The 18,795-nt window shown below is 65.9% G+C and carries 13 protein-coding genes; 9 read left to right on the top strand and 4 right to left on the bottom strand.

Annotation, left to right across the window (positions count from 1 at the left end; all coding sequences use genetic code 11):
• Positions 1-15 precede the first annotated feature (15 nt).
• Together FVA74_RS02645 and FVA74_RS02650 are read right to left on the bottom strand one after the other, a co-directional pair.
• Positions 16-1,170, bottom strand: coding sequence for a sorbosone dehydrogenase family protein (locus FVA74_RS02645; RefSeq protein WP_147720240.1), 1,155 nt, complete (start codon positions 1,168-1,170; stop codon positions 16-18).
• Between the two features lie 93 nt (positions 1,171-1,263).
• On the bottom strand, positions 1,264-2,118 hold the full coding sequence (locus tag FVA74_RS02650; protein WP_147720241.1) for a spermidine synthase: 855 nt from the start codon (positions 2,116-2,118) through the stop codon (positions 1,264-1,266).
• Positions 2,119-2,471: 353 nt separating this feature from the next.
• Between FVA74_RS02650 and rpoB the strand changes: the two genes are divergently transcribed.
• From rpoB to FVA74_RS02670, 4 genes are all read left to right on the top strand, one after another.
• Positions 2,472-5,981 (top strand): DNA-directed RNA polymerase subunit beta, encoded by a 3,510-nt coding sequence (gene rpoB, locus FVA74_RS02655; RefSeq protein WP_147720242.1) that lies wholly within the window; start codon positions 2,472-2,474, stop codon positions 5,979-5,981.
• Between the two features lie 45 nt (positions 5,982-6,026).
• Positions 6,027-9,881, top strand: a complete 3,855-nt coding sequence (gene rpoC / locus FVA74_RS02660) for a DNA-directed RNA polymerase subunit beta' (protein ID WP_147720243.1) — start codon at positions 6,027-6,029, stop codon at positions 9,879-9,881.
• Positions 9,882-10,120: 239 nt separating this feature from the next.
• Positions 10,121-10,717, top strand: coding sequence for an FHA domain-containing protein (locus tag FVA74_RS02665; RefSeq protein WP_147720244.1), 597 nt, complete (start codon positions 10,121-10,123; stop codon positions 10,715-10,717).
• 188 nt (positions 10,718-10,905) lie between these two features.
• The gene (locus FVA74_RS02670) at positions 10,906-12,573 is read left to right on the top strand and encodes a GspE/PulE family protein (RefSeq protein ID WP_147720245.1); all 1,668 of its coding nucleotides are present in this window, start codon (positions 10,906-10,908) and stop codon (positions 12,571-12,573) included.
• Positions 12,574-12,770: 197 nt separating this feature from the next.
• Here the strand turns inward: FVA74_RS02670 and FVA74_RS02675 are convergent, their stop codons facing one another.
• Both FVA74_RS02675 and FVA74_RS13535 read right to left on the bottom strand, forming a co-directional pair.
• Positions 12,771-13,151 (bottom strand): hypothetical protein, encoded by a 381-nt coding sequence (locus FVA74_RS02675; RefSeq protein ID WP_147720246.1) that lies wholly within the window; start codon positions 13,149-13,151, stop codon positions 12,771-12,773.
• Between the two features lie 222 nt (positions 13,152-13,373).
• On the bottom strand, positions 13,374-13,550 hold the full coding sequence (locus tag FVA74_RS13535) for a hypothetical protein (RefSeq protein WP_168220033.1): 177 nt from the start codon (positions 13,548-13,550) through the stop codon (positions 13,374-13,376).
• On the opposite strand from FVA74_RS13535, the gene FVA74_RS02680 reads away from it, so the two are divergent.
• The 5 genes from FVA74_RS02680 (at position 13,543) to FVA74_RS02700 (ending at position 18,785) form a co-directional block, all read left to right on the top strand.
• Positions 13,543-14,805 carry a type IV pilus twitching motility protein PilT gene (locus tag FVA74_RS02680; RefSeq protein WP_304610601.1) on the top strand — a complete coding sequence of 421 codons (1,263 nt, stop codon included), beginning with the start codon at positions 13,543-13,545 and terminating at the stop codon, positions 14,803-14,805. The two genes, FVA74_RS13535 and FVA74_RS02680, sit on opposite strands and share 8 nt — an antisense overlap.
• Positions 14,805-16,037 (top strand): type II secretion system F family protein, encoded by a 1,233-nt coding sequence (locus FVA74_RS02685; RefSeq protein ID WP_147720247.1) that lies wholly within the window; start codon positions 14,805-14,807, stop codon positions 16,035-16,037. The genes FVA74_RS02680 and FVA74_RS02685 overlap by 1 nt, the downstream gene beginning before the upstream one ends.
• Positions 16,038-16,187: 150 nt before the next feature.
• A complete protein-coding gene (locus FVA74_RS13885) occupies positions 16,188-16,640 on the top strand; it encodes a type IV pilin protein (RefSeq protein ID WP_147720248.1) in 453 nt (150 codons plus the stop codon).
• 103 nt (positions 16,641-16,743) lie between these two features.
• Positions 16,744-18,066, top strand: a complete 1,323-nt coding sequence (locus FVA74_RS02695; RefSeq protein ID WP_147720249.1) for a prepilin-type N-terminal cleavage/methylation domain-containing protein — start codon at positions 16,744-16,746, stop codon at positions 18,064-18,066.
• A complete protein-coding gene (locus tag FVA74_RS02700) occupies positions 18,063-18,785 on the top strand; it encodes a PilW family protein (protein WP_147720250.1) in 723 nt (240 codons plus the stop codon). Before FVA74_RS02695 ends, FVA74_RS02700 begins: the two co-directional genes overlap by 4 nt.
• Positions 18,786-18,795 lie beyond the last annotated feature (10 nt).

Consider the following 18,795-nt stretch of genomic DNA (forward strand, 5'->3'; position numbering starts at 1 on the left):
CGGTTTCGTCTCAGGTTATCCCGGCTGCTGGCCAGCAAGCTGGATCTGCAACAGCTTGTCATCGCCTTCGCGGGGTGAGCCGCGCCCGTCGGTGTTGTTGGTGAGCACCCAGAGCGTTCCGTCAGGTCCGGGAATGGCGTCGCGCAGGCGTCCATATTCTCCCGCGAAGTAGGGAGCGGCATCCACGGATTCGAGTCCGACGACGATGCCCCAGAGGGTCTCGCCGCGGAGGGCGGCCATCAAGAGGGTGTCGTGCGTGTGGGCGAGTCCCGAGGGGCTCGCCTCGTCGGTCGACCAGTGGCGGATCGGGTTGACGAAACCCTCGGTGTCGGCGATGCCCTCGACGACGGGCCAGCCGTAGTCCTGGCCCGCGACGATGATGTTGAGCTCGTCCCAGGTGTTCTGCCCGAACTCGCTCGCGTACATGGTGCCGTCGTCGCCCCACGCGATGCCCTGCGGGTTTCGGTGGCCGATGCTGTGCACGACGGAGCCCCAGGGCGCATCCGGTGGCGTGCCGCCCTCAGGGGTCATGCGCAGGATCTTGCCGCCGAGCGAGGCCGGGTCGCGCGCCAGGTTTGGTCGGCCCGCGTCGCCTGCAGTCGCGTAGAGCATGCCGTCCGGCCCGAATGCGATGCGCCCGCCGTTGTGGTTGCCGGCCTTGGGGATGCCCGCGAGCACCACCTCCGCCGTGCCCAACTCGAGTGAGCCTGCCGACCCGAGGAGTGGCATCCGCACGATCCGGTTGTCGGATGCCGCCGTGAGGTAGGCATAGAGCCACGCAGTGTCGCCCTGCCGCAGTGTGGCGAGGCCGAGCAACCCGCCCTCCCCGCCGGGTGACACCCCCGGCACGGTGCCCGCGTCGCGGAGTGCGCCCTCGGCCGTGAGCTCGCGAACCTTCGCCGTGTCACGCTCGCTGACGAGCGCCGAGCCGCCCGGCACCGTCTCCTCGTCGAGGCGCACGACCGACCAGGGCGCGTTGAGGCCTTGCGCGAGCACCGTGGCCGCCCCCGTCGGTGCGACGGGGCCCTCGAGGCTGGGCTCGGCGCTCAACGAGGGGCTGGGGCTGCTCGGGGCCGGCGTCGGGGCAGGCGCGGGTTCGGCGCACCCTGCGAGCACGAGCGATGCCGCGAGCACCCCGCCCGCTACCGCTCGCGCGTGCCGTGTCGCCATGCGCTGCACGCTACCCCCGGAACCATCGTGCCGAAACTCTCGCTCGTTCCAATGCGCCCCAGGGCGTATGGGCAGGGCAACTTCGCGAAGCGCTCAGCCCGCGCCGAAGACGCTCTTGTTTGGCGTGGGGGAGGGTACCGCGGTCTGGTCGGTCACGACGGGTGCTCCGGCGATCCAGTCCCGCAGTTCGCGCCCGGTCACGACCTTGGCGGGGTGGGGTCCGCCGGCGAGGAGTCGCGGCATCCACTCCATCGGCAGCGAGGAGGTCGAGCCGACGAGCACGACATTGCCGAAGCGGCGCCCCTTGAGGATCTGCGCCTCGGCGAGGGCCGCGACATCCGCCACCGCCATCCCGAGCGTGGCGGCCTGCCCACGCGCGAAGGCGAGGCCGGGCCCGTCGGCGATGTTGACGGCGACGATGCCGCCGGGCGCGAGGAGCGCGGCGACAGACCGGTAGAACTCGACACTCGTCACATGGGCTGGAGTACGCGAGCCGCCGAAGACATCGACGACGACGAGAGCGACGCTGCCGCGCAAGCCGGCAGGCAGCTTCTCGAGCACGGCGCGCGCATCGCCGTGCCGCACCCGGATCGACGCCTGCTTTGGCCAGGGCAGGTGCTCCCGCACGAAGTCGACGAGGTCGCTCTCGAGTTCGATGACCTGTTGGCGCGAGCCTGGCCGGGTCACTTCGACATAGCGGGGGATGGTCAGCGCGCCGGCGCCGAGGTGGACCGCCGTGATGGGGCCGTCCGGCAGCTGGTCGATGACATGCCCGATGCGCTGCACGTACTCGAAGAAGAGACGGCTCGGGTCGCCGAGGTGCACGTTCGACTGGGGTGTGCCGTCGACGACGAGGGTGTAGCTGCCGTCGAACCACTTCTCCGGCTCGATCACGGCCCGGTAGCCGCTCAGCGAGAGGACGGTCGACGGATGCTCGGAGTGGCCCATGCACGCATCATTCCACCATCCGCGGGTTGAGGAGCGAGCGTATCGAAACCGCGCTTCGATGAGACCCTGCGGCCCCACTCAACCGGCCTTATAGTCCAATTCCGGATTCAGGTCAAGATTCGACTGGACAAGGCGGGTCGCGCCGAACTATAGTTGACCTTTGCGCTCCCAGAATTGCTCTGCCTTCATATTGCGGTCGGCCTGTGCGTATCGGATCCCTCGATCCGGTAACCCAAATGTAGGTTCTGGCGTGCGCTTCTCGAACGATCGACTCCACCAACAAAGCACACAACACTCACCGGCTGGCAACGCCCGACTGTATTGGCCCCATGAGGGCCACGGAGGTTATTTCCTTGGCTGCTGCGCGCAACGCATCCACCACGAACTCATCACAGAAGGGACAGCCGAAGAACGGTCGCAACCATTCTCGGCTCTCCTTCGCCAAGATCACGGACAACCTCACCGTTCCGGATCTGCTCGCTCTCCAGACTGAGAGCTTCGACTGGCTCGTCGGCAACGACGCGTGGAAGGAGCGGGCCGCTGAGGCTGCTGCCTCCGGCCGCCAGGACCTCCCGTCGCTGACCGGCCTCGAGGAGATCTTCGAGGAGATCTCCCCCATCGAAGACCTCGGCGAGACGATGCAGCTCTCCTTCACGAACCCGTTCCTCGAGGAGAAGAAGTACTCGATCGACGAGTGCAAGGAGAAGGGCAAGACCTACTCGGCTCCCCTCTACGTCGAGGCCGAGTTCATGAACCACCTCACGGGTGAGATCAAGACCCAGACGGTGTTCATGGGCGACTTCCCGCTCATGACCCCCAAGGGCACCTTCGTCATCAACGGCACCGAGCGTGTCGTCGTGTCGCAGCTCGTCCGCAGCCCGGGCGTCTACTTCGACCGCTCGCCCGAGAAGACCTCCGACAAGGACCTCTACTCGGCGCGCATCATCCCGAGCCGCGGCGCATGGCTCGAGTTCGAGATCGACAAGCGCGACCAGGTCGGCGTGCGCATCGACCGCAAGCGCAAGCAGTCGGTGACGGTCTTCATGAAGGCCCTCGGCATGACGAGCGAGGAGATCCTCGAGGAGTTCAAGGGCTACGCGTCGATCGAGGCGACCCTTGAGAAGGACAACATCCTCACCAAGGAAGAGGCGCTCAAGGACATCTACCGCAAGCTGCGCCCGGGCGAGCAGGTCGCCGCGGAGGCCGCTCGCGCGCTCCTCGACAACTTCTACTTCAACTCGAAGCGCTACGATCTCGCCAAGGTCGGTCGCTACAAGATCAACCGCAAGCTCGGTATCGAGGCGCCGCTCAGCTCCTCCGTGCTGACTCGCGAGGACATCATCGCGACCATCAAGTACCTCGTGGCCCTCCACGACGAGCGCACGACCCTTCCCGGCATCCGTGACGGCAAGAAGGTCGACATCCGCCTCGACGTCGACGACATCGACCACTTCGGCAACCGTCGCATCCGCGCCGTCGGCGAGCTCATCCAGAACCAGGTTCGCACCGGTCTCTCCCGCATGGAGCGCGTCGTTCGCGAGCGCATGACCACGCAGGACATCGAGGCGATCACGCCGCAGACCCTGATCAACGTGCGCCCCGTCGTCGCCGCGATCAAGGAGTTCTTCGGAACCTCGCAGCTGTCGCAGTTCATGGACCAGAACAACCCGCTCGCGGGCCTGACCCACAAGCGTCGTCTCTCGGCGCTGGGCCCGGGTGGTCTCTCCCGTGAGCGTGCCGGCGTCGAGGTTCGTGACGTCCACCCCTCGCACTACGGCCGCATGTGCCCGATCGAGACTCCGGAAGGCCCGAACATCGGCCTGATCGGTTCGCTCGCATCGTTCGCGCGGATCAACTCCTTCGGTTTCATCGAGACGCCGTACCGTCGCGTCGTCAACGGCAAGGTGACCGACCAGATCGATTACCTCACCGCGAGCGAGGAAGACGAGTACCACGTCGCCCAGGCCAACGCGCCGCTGAAGGCCGACGGTCACTTCGTCGAAGACCGCGTGCTCTCCCGCAAGAAGGATGGCGAGGTCGACCTCATCCCGATCGACGAGGTCGCCTACATGGATGTCTCGCCGCGCCAGATGGTGTCGGTCGCGACGTCGCTCATCCCCTTCCTCGAGCACGACGACGCGAACCGCGCGCTCATGGGCGCCAACATGCAGCGTCAGGCTGTGCCGCTGCTGCGCAGCGAGTCGCCGTTCGTCGGAACCGGTATGGAGAACTACGCCGCGATCGACGCGGGTGACGTGATCACGGCCGACAAGGCCGGAGTCGTTGCCGAGGTCTCGGCCGATGTCGTCACGCTGCAGCTCGACGAGGGCGGCACGCAGGACTACTACCTCCGCAAGTTCGACCGCTCCAACCAGGGCACGAGCTACAACCACCGTGTCATCGTCAGCGCGGGCGACCGCGTCGAGGTCGGCGAGGTCATCGCCGATGGACCCGCGACAGAAGATGGCGAGCTCGCGCTCGGCAAGAACCTCCTCGTGGCATTCATGCCCTGGGAGGGTCACAACTTCGAAGACGCGATCATCCTCAGCCAGAACCTGGTGAAGGACGACACGCTCAGCTCGATCCACATCGAGGAGTACGAGGTCGACGCTCGCGACACCAAGCTCGGCAAGGAGGAGATCACCCGTGATCTCCCCAACGTGAGCCCCGAGCTCATGGCCGACCTCGATGAGCGTGGCATCATCCGCATCGGTGCCGAGGTTCGCCCCGGCGACATCCTCGTCGGCAAGGTCACGCCGAAGGGCGAGACCGAGCTCAGCGCCGAGGAGCGCCTGCTGCGCGCCATCTTCAACGAGAAGAGCCGCGAGGTGCGCGACACCTCGCTCAAGGTTCCTCACGGTGAAGAGGGCACGATCATCGGCGTGAAGGTGTTCGATGCTCTCGATGGTGACGACGAGCTCGGCTCGGGCGTCAACCAGCGTGTTGTCGTCTACATCGCCCAGAAGCGCAAGATCACGGCCGGTGACAAGCTCGCAGGCCGCCACGGCAACAAGGGCGTCATCTCCAAGATCCTGCCCGTCGAGGACATGCCGTTCCTTGAAGACGGCACTCCCGTCGACATCATCCTCAACCCGCTCGGCGTGCCCGGTCGAATGAACTTCGGCCAGGTGCTCGAGATCCACCTCGGGTGGATCGCCAAGCAGGGCTGGAACGTCGAAGGCATTCCGGAGTGGGCGGCCAAGCTGCCCAAGGAGGCCTTCTCGGCTGCTCCCGGCACCAAGGTTGCGACCCCCGTGTTCGACGGTGCGACGGAGGAGGAGATCGAGGGTCTGCTCGACTCCACGTTCCCGACCCGCGATGGTGACCGCCTCATCGGTTCCTCCGGCAAGGCGCGTCTCTTCGACGGTCGCTCCGGCGAGCCCTTCCCGGACCCGATCTCGGTCGGCTACATGTACATCCTGAAGCTGCACCACCTTGTCGATGACAAGATCCACGCGCGCTCGACGGGTCCGTACTCGATGATCACCCAGCAGCCGCTCGGTGGTAAGGCGCAGTTCGGTGGACAGCGCTTCGGTGAGATGGAGGTGTGGGCCCTCGAGGCCTATGGTGCCGCGTACGCGCTCCAGGAGCTCCTCACGATCAAGTCGGATGACATCCTCGGCCGCGTCAAGGTGTACGAGGCGATCGTCAAGGGCGAGAACATCCAGGAGCCCGGCATCCCCGAGAGCTTCAAGGTCCTTATCAAGGAAATGCAGTCGCTCTGCCTGAACGTCGAGGTGCTCTCGGCTGACGGTACCGCCGTGAGCCTCAGGGACACGGACGACGAGGTGTTCCGCGCTGCGGAGGAACTCGGCATCAACATTTCCTCCCGGTTCGAGAACTCGTCGATCGACGAGATCTAGTCCCAGGCCTTTACGACACACAAGTTTCATTTCCAAGGAGAAAAATTGCTCGACGTAACCACGTTCGATGAGCTTCGTATTGGCCTCGCGACCGCTGACGACATCCGTCGTTGGTCGCACGGTGAGGTGAAGAAGCCGGAGACGATCAACTACCGCACGCTCAAGCCGGAGAAGGATGGCCTCTTCGGTGAGCAGATCTTCGGACCCTCCCGCGACTGGGAGTGCTCGTGCGGCAAGTACAAGCGCGTGCGCTTCAAGGGCATCGTGTGTGAGCGCTGTGGCGTGGAGGTCACGAAGTCGTCTGTGCGCCGTGAGCGCATGGGCCACATCGAGCTCGCCGCCCCCGTCACCCACATCTGGTACTTCAAGGGTGTTCCGAGCCGCCTCGGCTACCTGCTCGACATGGCGCCGAAGGACCTCGAGAAGGTCATCTACTTCGCCGCCTACATGGTGATCTCGGTCGACGAGCAGGGCCGTCACGACGACATGCCCGGCCTGGAGAACGAGATCCGCCTGGAGATCGCCGAGCTCGAGAAGCAGCGCGACTCGCGCATCGCCGACCGACTCGCGAAGCTTGAGACCGACCTCGCCGCTCTTGAAGAAGAGGGGGCGAAGGCGGATGTCAAGCGCCGCACCAAGGACGGCGCCGAGAAGGAGATGTCGCAGACGCGCAAGTCCTTCGACGAGCAGATCGCCCAGCTCGAGCGCGTGTGGGAGGACTTCCGCACCCTCAAGGTCGGCGACCTGAAGCCTGAGGACAGTGTCTTCCACGAGCTGCAGGACCGCTTCGGCATCTACTTCGAGGCCCACATGGGCGCCGAGGCGATCAAGAAGCGCCTCGAGACCTTCGACCTCCAGGCTGAGTCCGACGAGCTGCACGAGCAGATCGCCAACGGCAAGGGCCAGAAGAAGATCCGCGCCATCAAGCGCCTCAAGGTCGTCAACTCGTTCCTGCAGACCGGCAACTCGCCCGCCGCGATGGTGCTCGATGTCGTTCCGGTCATCCCGCCGGAGCTTCGCCCCATGGTGCAGCTCGACGGTGGCCGTTTCGCGACCTCCGACCTCAACGACCTCTACCGTCGTGTGATCAACCGCAACAACCGTCTCCGTCGCCTGCTCGACCTCGGTGCCCCCGAGATCATCGTCAACAACGAGAAGCGGATGCTGCAGGAGGCCGTCGACGCGCTGTTCGACAACGGTCGTCGTGGTCGCCCCGTCACGGGTACCGGCAACCGCGCCCTCAAGTCCCTGAGCGACATGCTCAAGGGAAAGCAGGGTCGCTTCCGCCAGAACCTGCTCGGCAAGCGCGTCGACTACTCGGGCCGTTCGGTCATCATCGTTGGTCCGCAGCTCAAGCTGCACCAGTGTGGTCTTCCGAAGCAGATGGCGCTCGAGCTGTTCAAGCCCTTCGTCATCAAGCGCCTCATCGACCTGAGCCACGCGCAGAACATCAAGAGCGCCAAGCGCATGGTGGAGCGTTCGCGTCCGCAGGTGTGGGATGTGCTCGAGGAGATCATCCGCGAGCGTCCCGTGCTGCTGAACCGCGCACCCACGCTTCACCGCCTCGGCATCCAGGCCTTCGAGCCCCAGCTGGTCGAGGGCAAGGCCATCCAGCTCCACCCGCTCGTCTGTGCCGCGTTCAACGCTGACTTCGACGGTGACCAGATGGCCGTGCACCTGCCGCTGTCGGTCGAGGCCCAGGCCGAGGCTCGCATCCTGATGCTCGCCTCGAACAACATCCTGAAGCCCTCGGACGGCCGCCCGGTCACCCTGCCCACGCAGGACATGATCATCGGCCTGCACCACCTCACGACCATTCGCGAGGGTGGCGAGGGCGAGGGCCGTGCGTTCTCCTCGGTCGCTGAGGCGATCCTGGCGTTCGACCAGAAGTCGCTGCACCTCAACTCGAAGGTGCGCATCCGTCTGATCGGCGACAAGTTCGAGAACGGTGCCGAGCTCAAGGAGACGACCCTCGGTCGCGCCCTCTTCAACGAGGCGCTGCCGGAGGACTACCCCTGGGTCGAGGCTCTCGCCGACAAGGGCCAGCTCTCCGCGATCGTCAACGACCTCGCTGAGCGCTACCCCAAGGTGGAGGTCGCGGCGACGCTCGACCGAATCAAGGACGCCGGTTTCTACTGGGCGACCCGCTCGGGCGTGACCGTCGCGCTCTCGGACATCCTCACGCCGCCCACGAAGCGCGCGATCATCGAGGGCTACGAGAAGCAGGCCGCCAAGGTGCAGAGCCAGTTTGAGAAGGGCCTCACGACCGACGCCGAGCGTCGTCAGGAGCTCATCGAGATCTGGAACAAGGCCACGGCTGAGGTTGCGACGGCGATGCAGGAGAACATGCCGTCTGACAACAACATCAACCGCATGGTCACCTCTGGTGCTCGTGGTAACTGGATGCAGGTGCGTCAGATCGCCGGTATGCGTGGTCTGGTGTCGAACCCGAAGGGTGAGATCATCCCGCGTCCGATCCTCTCGAGCTACCGTGAGGGCCTCTCGGTCGCCGAGTACTTCATCGCGACGCACGGTGCGCGTAAGGGCCTCGCCGACACGGCACTCCGTACGGCTGACTCCGGTTACCTCACGCGTCGTCTCGTCGATGTCTCGCAGGACGTCATCATCCGTGAAGACGACTGTGGCACCTCGCGCGGCCTCGACCTCGTGATCGCCGCCCCCGACGCCAACGGCGTGCTGGTGCGCGACGCGAACGTCGAGAACTCGCTCTACGCCCGCAGCCTCGCTGAGGATGCGGTCGACGCGAACGGCACCGTCGTGGCGAAGGCCGGTGACGATGTCGGTGACGTGCTCATCAACACCCTCATCGAGGCGGGCATCACGCACGCCAAGGTGCGCTCCGTGCTCACGTGTGAGTCCGCCGCGGGTGTCTGTGCTGTCTGCTACGGCCGTTCGCTCGCGACCGGCAAGCTCGTCGACATCGGTGAGGCCGTCGGTATCATCGCGGCCCAGTCGATCGGTGAGCCCGGCACGCAGCTGACGATGCGTACCTTCCACACCGGTGGTGTTGCATCCGCTGATGACATCACGCAGGGTCTGCCCCGCGTCACCGAGCTGTTCGAGGCTCGTACCCCCAAGGGTGCGTCCCCGATCGCCGAGGCGGCCGGAAAGATCACGATCGAGGACACGGATCGCAGCCGCAAGCTCATCCTGACCCCCGACAACGGCGACGAGCCGATTGCCTATCCCGTGCTCAAGCGCGCCACGCTCCTCGTGGAGGACGGCGAGCACGTCGAGCTCGGCCAGCAGCTGCACGTCGGTGCGGTTGACCCCAAGGAGGTGCTCCGCGTTCGCGGTGTCCGCGCGGTGCAGCAGCACCTCGTGGACGGCGTGCAGGGCGTGTACCGCTCGCAGGGTGTGCCGATCCACGACAAGCACATCGAGGTTATCGTGCGCCAGATGCTGCGCAAGGTCACGGTCGTCGACCACGGCGACACCGACCTTCTCCCGGGTGAGCTGGTCGACCGTTCGCGGTACAACGAGCTCAACCGTGCCGCGCTGACGGAGGGTCGCAAGACCGCCTCGGCTCGCCAGGAGGTCATGGGTATCACGAAGGCGTCGCTCGCGACCGAGTCGTGGCTGTCGGCCGCGTCGTTCCAGGAGACCACGCGTGTGCTCACGCAGGCGGCAATGGACGGCAAGTCCGACCCGCTGCTCGGCCTCAAGGAGAACGTGATCATCGGAAAGCTGATCCCGGCAGGTACGGGTCTTCCCCGCTACCGCAACGTCTCGGTCGAGGCGACCGAGGAGGCGAAGGCGGAGCGGTACCCCAACCGCATCTTCTCCGACGACTCCTCGTTCAGCGAGGCCGACCTGAGCTTCGTCGACTTCGACAGCTTCAGCTCGGACGGCGACTTCACGCCCGGTACATACAACTAGAACCCCGCGGGTTGAGTACGCGCGCCAGCGCTGTATCGAGACCCAGCAACGAACGGCCCGTCACCTCACGGTGGCGGGCCGTTCGCCGTTTCAGCCCTGTCGCCTGCGCCGCGCCTGCCGCTAGAATCGGGGGCGCTCGGCCGAGGGGGAGACGATGGAGCGCGGCCGACTGGTTCGCTCTGGAGCTAGGGGAGTTCTCCCCATCGACGTGCGCCTTCGCGTCTGATGCAATACAGAGGATGTATTCTCCTGTCGTTGTCGCCGTTCTGACGGCGGCCGTCGTGCTTTGCGCCGCGGCCGCGGCGGTCATGCTGTCGGTCGGGGTCGCGAGCGGGACCACAGCGTGGCTGCTCGTGCGCTGGCGCCGAAGCGAGGGCGGCAGTGCGCTGCCGGCGAGTGTCGAGATCACGGTGACCGAGCCGCATCCGTTCGAGCCCTCCGCGCCAGCTCGCGCGACGACTGCGGCGGCGTCCGTCTGGAAGCTCGAGACGGCACAGGGCCAGCGCATCGAACTCACGGAACGCACCGTGATCGTCGGCCGGAACCCCGTTCTGCCCGCCGGCGTGGAGCGCGCCCAGCTCGTGCCCCTGCGCGACTCGGACCTCTCCGTCTCGAAGACCCATGCGCGCCTCGACCTCATCGACGGCACGTGGGTCGTCACCGATCTCTTCTCGACGAATGGCGTGCGGCTCGCGGCGAGCGAGCGCTTCACGGGCGACAACCGGCTGGATGCTGGCGTGCCGTCGTATGCCGAGGCGCATGTGACCTTTGGGGAGCTCGCGGCACGCATCCGCCTTGAGCGCCGCGAATCGGCCGAAGCATCCGGAGCCTTCTAGGGGCCGATGGCCGACTCAACCACTAGATGTGGTGTCCTCAGCTTCTTCGGCGTGTTGCCGTGACGTGGTCCCCGGATGCGGGTATGGCACTTGGGCGGTCCGTAGGGTAATTTGACTGAACCGATCGTGTCTACCGGCGCGATCGGAAGCTTACCGGGGGCGGTAGTAAGCAGGGGGGTCCAGCTGTCATGTCATCTCTTACCGAGATCCTGATCATTCGCGGTGTCATGCCGATAGAGGCGCTTGACAATGTCGTCGACGGCTGGAAGGGCGATGACGAGATGGTGCGCCAGCTTGTCGCCGACGGCACGATCTCCGCCAAGGACTACGCCTCGGCGCGGGCAGCGCAGCACGGCCTGCCCTTCGTCGAACTCACGGAGTACCCGGTCGACAAGATGGCCGTATCGCAGGTGCCGGCGACGATCTGTCGCCGCCACGAAGTGTTGCCAATCGCGAACATCGGCAACACGCTGACGCTCGCCGTCGTCGACCCGGGCAACGTCTTCGCGATCGACGACGTTCGCGCGGCAGTGCGCATGCAGGTGAACCTCGTCGTGGCGGAGCGCACCGACCTGCTTGCCGCGATCGACCGCTACCACCGCGCCGACAACGAGATCAACTCGCTGACGACCGTGCTCGAGGAGGAGAGCAGCGGGCAGGAACTCGCACTCGCCGACAATGAGCCGGGCCAGGATGACGCCCCCATTGTGCGCTTCGTGAACCTGCTGATCGGGCAGGGAATCCAGGACAAGGCATCCGATATCCACATCGAGCCCGGCCAGCATGACATGGGCGTGCGCTACCGCATCGACGGTGTGCTGCACGAGGTGCAGCGGGCGCCCAAGGCCATCCAGAACGGCGTCATCTCGCGCCTCAAGATCATGGCCGACATCGACATCGCCGAGCGTCGCAAGCCGCAGGATGGTCGCATCTCGGTCAACCACGGCGGCCGCCAGATCGACCTCCGCGTCGCGACGCTGCCGACGGTGTGGGGCGAGAAGGTCGTCATGCGTATCCTCGACAACTCGGGGACGACGCTGAGCCTGAGCGACCTCAACATGCTCGACGGCAACCTGGCGAAGTATCGCGCATCGTTCGTGAAGCCCAACGGCATGATCCTCGTGACGGGCCCGACCGGTTCGGGCAAGTCGACCACGCTCTACACGACCCTCCACGCGGTCGCGAAGCCCGAGGTCAACGTCATCACGGTCGAAGACCCCGTCGAGTACCGCATGGAGGGCATCAGCCAGGTGCAGGTCAACGTCAAGGCGGGCCTCACCTTCGCCGCGGCGCTCCGAAGCATCCTTCGTTCCGACCCGGATGTCGTGCTGATCGGTGAGATCCGCGACAAGGAGACGGCGCAGATCGCGATCGAGGCGTCGCTCACCGGTCACCTCGTGCTGTCGACGCTCCACACCAATAGCGCGCCGGCCGCCGTCACGCGTCTCATCGAGATGGACATCGAGCCCTTCCTCGTCGGCTCCGCGCTCGAGGCCGTTGTGGCCCAGCGTCTTGCCCGTCGGCTCTGCGACCGCTGCAAGGAGCACTACCAGAGCACGATCGAGGGCCTCGCGAGCCTTGGCTTCTACCTCGATCCCAGCAAGCCGGCGCCCATGCTCTACAAGCCCGTCGGATGCACGCACTGCTCCAACACGGGATACCGGGGTCGCATCGCGCTCCACGAGGTCATGATCGTGACCGAGGAGATCGAGCGCCTCGCGGTTGCACGGGCATCCAGCATCGAGATTTCGAAGATGGCGGTCTCGCAGGGCATGGCGACCCTGCGGCAGGACGGCTGGACCAAGGCGCTCATGGGTCACACGGCGGTCGAAGAGATCCTCCGCGTGGTGGTGTGACGTCATGATCGGTGTCGCTGCGGGCGGGGGACGACCCGCAGTGCGAAGCAAGGCCGGCGGATGCGTCGGAGGCAGTGAGCAAGGGGGAATCGCATGAACGATCCGGTCTACGACCTTTCGACCTCGGTCGACGGGGCTGCAGCGCCCACGGGCGACTCGGAGCCGATGTACGAACCGCCGGGGTACCTCCCATCGAGCTACCAGCCCGTGACGGGGCCGGTGAACCTCGTGCCGCAGTTCGACGCGCCCTTGCCCTCTGCCGCGCCGCCGTCTGCCGCGCCGTCGTCTGCCGCGCCGTCGTCGACTGTCGCGACGAACCGTCCCGAGTCGATGGCCGAGTTCCTCCAGAGCCTTCCCGCGCCGACGGATGCCCCGGTCCCTGCGCCCGCGAAGGAACCCGCCATGGCGGGTGCGCCAGCGATGGCGGCAGCGCCTGCGTCAGCCGCCACCCTGTCGAGCATGCCGGCGCCCTCCGCTGGGACGGCCGCCCAGCCGGGTGCCGCGGCCGTGCCGGGGGCTGTCGCCTCTGCGCCGCCGCCCGCGGTTCCCGCCGCCGCGCCCAGTGGGGCACCAGCCACGAGGGCGGAGGCGCGCGCGGCGAGTGCGTCGTCATCCGTCGCCCAGGCAGCGTCCGCGCCGTCGGCATCGGGTGCGCCTCCCTCGCAGCCAACGGCGGCGCCTGCGGCTCCCCAGTCCTCAGCGGCGCAGCAGCCGCCCGTGAGTCGTCCTGCCGCGCCTGCCGCTCCGGCGCCTGCAGCGTCGGCATCAGCGGCACCTACTGGCCAGACGACGACCTCGCCTCAGCCGACTGCGGCCGCTCCGACCGCGTCGATGGTGCCGCCCGCCGCCGCCTCATCGTCGCCCGCCACTGCGCCTACTGCTCCCTTGCCGGGCGCCCCGGCAGCAGCTGCCCCGGCGCAGCCGAGCCCTGCGGCATCCGCCCCTCGTCCTCCCGTCTCGGAGTCGAATGTGCACACGCTGCCCGGCCCGGTGCCGGTCGAGTCTGCCGCCGTCGTGCCCGCGCCCGAGCCGACCGCTGCGCCCGCGGCGGTGCCCGCTGGCTTCGTGTCGCGCCGTAACCCGAACCTCAAGGCCGACCCTGACCTCGACGGGGCATTGCAGCAGGTGCTGCTGACGAGCGGCTCCGACCTGCACATCTCCGCCGGTGCCCCGCCGATGATCCGCGTCGATGGCGCCCTGCGTCCCATCAAGGACGCCCCCGTGTGGAGCCAGGACAAGGTCGCGGCGGCCCTCAGGAGCATCCTGACTGAGAAGCAGAAGGAGATCTTCGAGGAGCACCTCGAGTTCGACTTCGCCTACACGCTCTCGGAGAATGCGCGTTTTCGCGTGAACCTCTACCAGCAGCGGCACAATATGGGCGCGGCGTTCCGTCTCATCCCGACCGAGATCAAGCCTCTCTCGGCGCTCGGCGTGCCGGAATCTATCGGCTCCTTCGCGAAGCTCGCGCGCGGTCTCGTGCTGGTGACGGGACCGACGGGTTCGGGAAAGTCGACGACGCTCGCAGCGCTTATCGACCTCGTCAACAAGACGCGCACCGACCACATCATGACGGTGGAGGACCCGATCGAGTTCCTCCACCAGAACCAGAAGTCGCTCGTCAACCAGCGCGAGGTCGGCCATGACACGCACAGCTTCGCGGCGGCGCTCAAGCACGTGCTGCGCCAGGACCCCGATGTCATCCTCGTCGGCGAGCTTCGTGACCTGGAGACTATTTCGGTGGCGCTGACGGCGGCCGAGACGGGCCACCTCGTCTTCGCCACGCTGCACACGCAGGATGCCCCGCAGACGATCGACCGCATCATCGACGTCTACCCGCCGCACCAGCAGAACCAGGTGCGCGCGCAGCTCGCGGCGACCCTGCAGGGCGTCGTCTGCCAGACGCTGCTCAAGCGGGCGAACGGCAAGGGCCGTGTCGTCGCGACGGAGGTGCTCATGGCGACCCACGCTGTCGCGAACCTCATTCGTGAGGGCAAGACCTACCAGGTGCACTCGGCGATGCAGGCGGGCCGCGAGGCGGGCATGCACACGATGGACCAGCACCTTGCCGACCTCGTCAACAGCGGCCAGATCACCTTCGATGCCGCCGTCGAGAAGGCGCACGACTTCGAGGTGCTCAAACGGCTCGTGACCCGTGTCGAGACGACGGGCGCACTGGGCGCCAACATGACGGATGGCGTCAACTACAGCGACGCCTACTCGGTGCAGCGCTGATGGCCACCGCGACGAAGGAGTTCGCTTACAAGGGCCGGGATGTCTCGGGCAAGGTCGTGAAGGGCCGCCTCGAGGGCGCATCCGAGGGCGCCGTCATGGCCAAGCTGCGCGCCATGAACGTGACGCCCATCGACATCAGCGAGGCGGCGACAGGAACGGGGCTCCAGAAGGAGATCTCGATCCCCGGCATGCAGAAGGGCGTCGGGCTCAAGGACCTCGCGGTCATGGCCCGCCAAATGGCGACCATGACCTCGTCGGGTCTCTCGCTCATCCGCACGCTCACGATCCTGTCGGAGCAGACGGAGAACAAGACGCTCGCGTCAACCCTTGCGACCGTGCAGGCGGATGTCGAGGCCGGCTTCGCCCTGTCGGCGGCGATGGCGAAGCATCCGAAGCACTTTCCGCCGCTGTTCATCAACCTCGTGCGCGCGGGTGAGGCGGGTGGCTTTCTCGAGGACACGCTCGTGTCGATCGCCGAGAACTACGAGAACGAGGTCAAGCTCCGCGCGACGATCAAGTCGGCGCTGACCTACCCGGTCGCGGTGCTCTGCATCGCGGTCGTGGCGGTCATCGGCATGCTGATCTTCATCGTGCCGGTCTTCGAGACGATGTTCTCCGACCTGGGCGGCGACCTGCCCCTGCCGACCCAGTTCCTCGTGATCCTGTCGAAGAACATGGTGTGGGCGGGGCCGCTCATGCTCGTGCTCACGGTGATCTTCGTCTTCTGGTGGCGGGCGAACAAGAACACCGACAAGGTGCGCAACTTCCTCGACCCCTTGAAGCTCAAGATCCCGGTCTTCGGGCCGCTCTTCGCCAAGGTGGCCATCGCCCGCTTCACGCGAAACTTCGCGACCATGATGGGGGCGGGTGTGCCCATCCTCCAGTCGCTCAACATCGTGGGGGAGGCATCCGGCAACGCGGTCATCGAGAACGCGCTCAAGAAGGTCTCCGACTCGGTGCGCTCCGGCAAGTCGGTGTCAGGGCCGCTCGCGCTCGAGCCGGTGTTTCCGGCGATGGTGACGCAGATGATCGCCGTCGGAGAGGATGCCGGCGCCCTCGAGACCATGCTCAACAAGATCGCGGACTTCTACGACCAGGAGGTCGAGGCAACCGCGGAGCAGCTCACGGCGCTCATCGAGCCGCTCATGATCGCCATCATCGGCGTCGTCGTGGGCGGAATGATCGTGGCGCTGTACCTGCCGATCTTCAGCATTTTTGAGCAGATCCAGTAGCTGACCCCATAACTGGGGGCGAGTTGTTGAGCATTCGCCTGTTTGGGGGTCTTCCGTTCGTTGAACGGAATCAGCAACAATCATCGACAGGGGGTCTGAAGTTTTGGGGGGCCACCTGTCCGAAGTCATCACAGACAGGAAGAGATCATCATGATCAGCACGATCAACAACGCAATCGCCAAGAAGCGCGAGGACGGCGAGAAGGGCTTCACCCTGATCGAGCTCCTCGTCGTCATCCTCATCATCGGCGTCCTCGCCGCGATCGCCATCCCGGCGTTCCTCAACCAGCGCCAGGGGGCGTGGAAGTCGCAGGTCGAGTCAGACCTCAAGAACGCCGCCATCGCGGCTGAGCAGTTCGCAGTCGACAACAATGGAAGCTATGCGCCGACTGGCACGGGGGCCCCGAGCATGGTTGGAACGGCAGAAACGACGTTGGACGACTACGGCTTCAACGCAACTCAGGACGTCGAGGTGACGGTAATCGCGAACACGACTCGGTTCGTCCTGGTTGGTGCCCACGACCAGCTTGATGAGTTCTACGTCTACGACAGCGATTCCGGCGCAATCACCGAAACGGACACCGCGCCGACCACCATCCCGTAACAGGGGCCGCTTGTTGAGTTTGCGGGCCGTCGCTCCGGCGGCGGCCCGCATCCGCGTCTAGGGGGACGTGACCAAGCAGTATCAATCCAACCGGGGGGTGAGGATGATCCAGGCAATTCGCGGCAGGCTGAAACTGCGGCACGAGGGCGGCTTCACGCTTGTGGAAGTTGTCGTTGCGATGTCGATCTTCATGATCATCTCCGCCGGGATCCTTCACACGATGCTGACCCTGCTGTCGATCACCCGAGATTCTCGAGTGCGGCAGGTGGCCGGCAACCTCGCGGCGCAGGAGATCGACCTCGCACGCAGCGCGACCGACATCTTTGCCCTCAACAACGCCACCCGCGTCGTCGAGCTGAACAACGACACTTTCACGGTGCACCGCACCACCAGTTGGGTGAATGCCGCCGAAGAACTCTCAGCGTGCGGCGCGGGCGGGGGCACCCTCCGGTACAAGCAAATCAAGGTCGAGGTCGAATGGCAGACCGCGGGTGAGGTCCGCAGCATCGAGAGCGACACCCTCCTCAACCCGAGCGCACGGATCAATGACCCGGACCTCAGCACCGTCCTCGTCGTGGTCACATCGGCTGTGAGTGGCGAGGGTGTGCCGGGCATTCCCGTCAAAGCGGTGCCCAGCGGGGGCGGGGCGACTCTCAACACAACGACGGATGCTGAGGGGTGCGCCTACTTCCTGAAGGCTGCGCCGGCCACCTACAACGTGAGCCTGTCAAGCCCGCCCGGTCGCAACTTCGTCGACCCGCTGAGTTCGTCCACACCGATGCAGACGGCGGGCGTCCAGAAGGGTGAGGCCGCGACCGTACCGTTTAACTTTGACGAATCGGGCGACCTCAGGGTGCGCTACGACGTGCCTGGTGCGATTGTGGCCCGCAACCTCACGACGACTCTTTTCAGTACGCGTGAACCGTTCCGTTCGACTGCGACATCGGCGTCGAACCCTCGCACGATCACAGTCGCTGCCTTCGCGGATGGCTACACTCCGGTCGCGGGAGACGCGGTCGAGTGCGCAGCATCCGACCCTGCCCAGTGGTCAGAGACGGCAGGCCTTTCGAGCGGTAGCCGCGTCGCTCCTGTCGCCGCGCTGGGCGGCGAGGTCAGTGACGTGACGGTGCCGGCAGGAGCCGTTCGGATGACTCAGGATGTCAACCGGTACATCATCGCGCGATCGACCGTGTCGTCGGTGGAAGGTCACCCTGGCTGTGGCGTGCAACAGGTGCTCCGTTTTGATCGGGCCAGCAACGCGCGTCCGACGCTCATCCTTCCATACGGGAGTTGGAGCCTTGAGGCGACCACATCGTCGACCGCGAGCAGTGGTGCTGCGATCCCAGGTGCGCGCATGGCGCTCGTAGGAAATGGTGTGGTGCAGGGCAACGTGGTCACGATCGACCCGAGGGTTCCGGTCTCATGACGTTCCGGACACTGCGTTTCCGCGTCGCGCAAGGCGAGCGGGGGATGGGCATGCCCGAGCTCATTGTCGCCATGTCGTTGTTTGCGATCCTCATGACCCTCGTGCTCACGACGGTTGTCTCGTTCAGTCGCGCGATGACACAGGACACCGCTGCGAACGACAGTGCGAACATCGGTGCGATCGGCATGAACGAGCTGACCCGAGTCATCCGTTCAGGCACCACCGTGCCGCTGCCCAGTTCGACGACGCCCCTTCCCGTCTTCGTGGAAGCGAAGCGCGAGAGCGTGACGTTGCATGCGTTCATCGACACCTCGGCGGCGACGCCTAAGCCGGTCAAGGTGCGGTTCGCTGTCGAGCCTTCGACTCGCGATCTCGTCGAAACTCGATGGGATGCCTATCCGACGCCCGGCAACCCCTCCTACTGGTCGTTCAGTGCCACCCCGTCGTTCGAGCGGGTGGTCGCCCGCAAGATCATCGCCCCGACGGCCGCCGAGCGGCCCCTCTTCAGCTACTACCGCATCAACGACACCACAAAGGTGGAGGAGCAGGTCCCCCTGTCTGCCACCGGAGCGCTGACCGAAGCGGAGAAGCTGCGCGTGGTCGCCGTCGAGGTCACCATGAAAGTGCAGGCCGACGAGACGGAGCGCGCTGCGCCCGTCACGATCGTCAATCGAGTCGGTCTGCCCAATCTGGGCGTCTCGCGATTGGGAATCTTATGATCCGCCTTCT

Source organism: Salinibacterium sp. dk2585, from assembly GCF_008001035.1.
Taxonomy (GTDB): Bacteria; Actinomycetota; Actinomycetes; order Actinomycetales; family Microbacteriaceae; genus Homoserinimonas.

Bases quoted from the DNA above. Each gene is read 5' to 3' on its own strand.
- FVA74_RS02685 (WP_147720247.1), top strand. From the start codon at position 14,805: ATGGCCACCGCGACGAAGGAGTTCGCTTACAAGGGCCGGGATGTCTCG.
- FVA74_RS02650 (WP_147720241.1), bottom strand. From the start codon at position 2,118: ATGGGCCACTCCGAGCATCCGTCGACCGTCCTCTCGCTGAGCGGCTAC.
- FVA74_RS02670 (WP_147720245.1), top strand. From the start codon at position 10,906: ATGTCATCTCTTACCGAGATCCTGATCATTCGCGGTGTCATGCCGATA.
- FVA74_RS02645 (WP_147720240.1), bottom strand. From the start codon at position 1,170: ATGGCGACACGGCACGCGCGAGCGGTAGCGGGCGGGGTGCTCGCGGCA.
- FVA74_RS02665 (WP_147720244.1), top strand. From the start codon at position 10,121: ATGTATTCTCCTGTCGTTGTCGCCGTTCTGACGGCGGCCGTCGTGCTT.
- FVA74_RS02695 (WP_147720249.1), top strand. From the start codon at position 16,744: ATGATCCAGGCAATTCGCGGCAGGCTGAAACTGCGGCACGAGGGCGGC.
- FVA74_RS02700 (WP_147720250.1), top strand. From the start codon at position 18,063: ATGACGTTCCGGACACTGCGTTTCCGCGTCGCGCAAGGCGAGCGGGGG.
- FVA74_RS13885 (WP_147720248.1), top strand. From the start codon at position 16,188: ATGATCAGCACGATCAACAACGCAATCGCCAAGAAGCGCGAGGACGGC.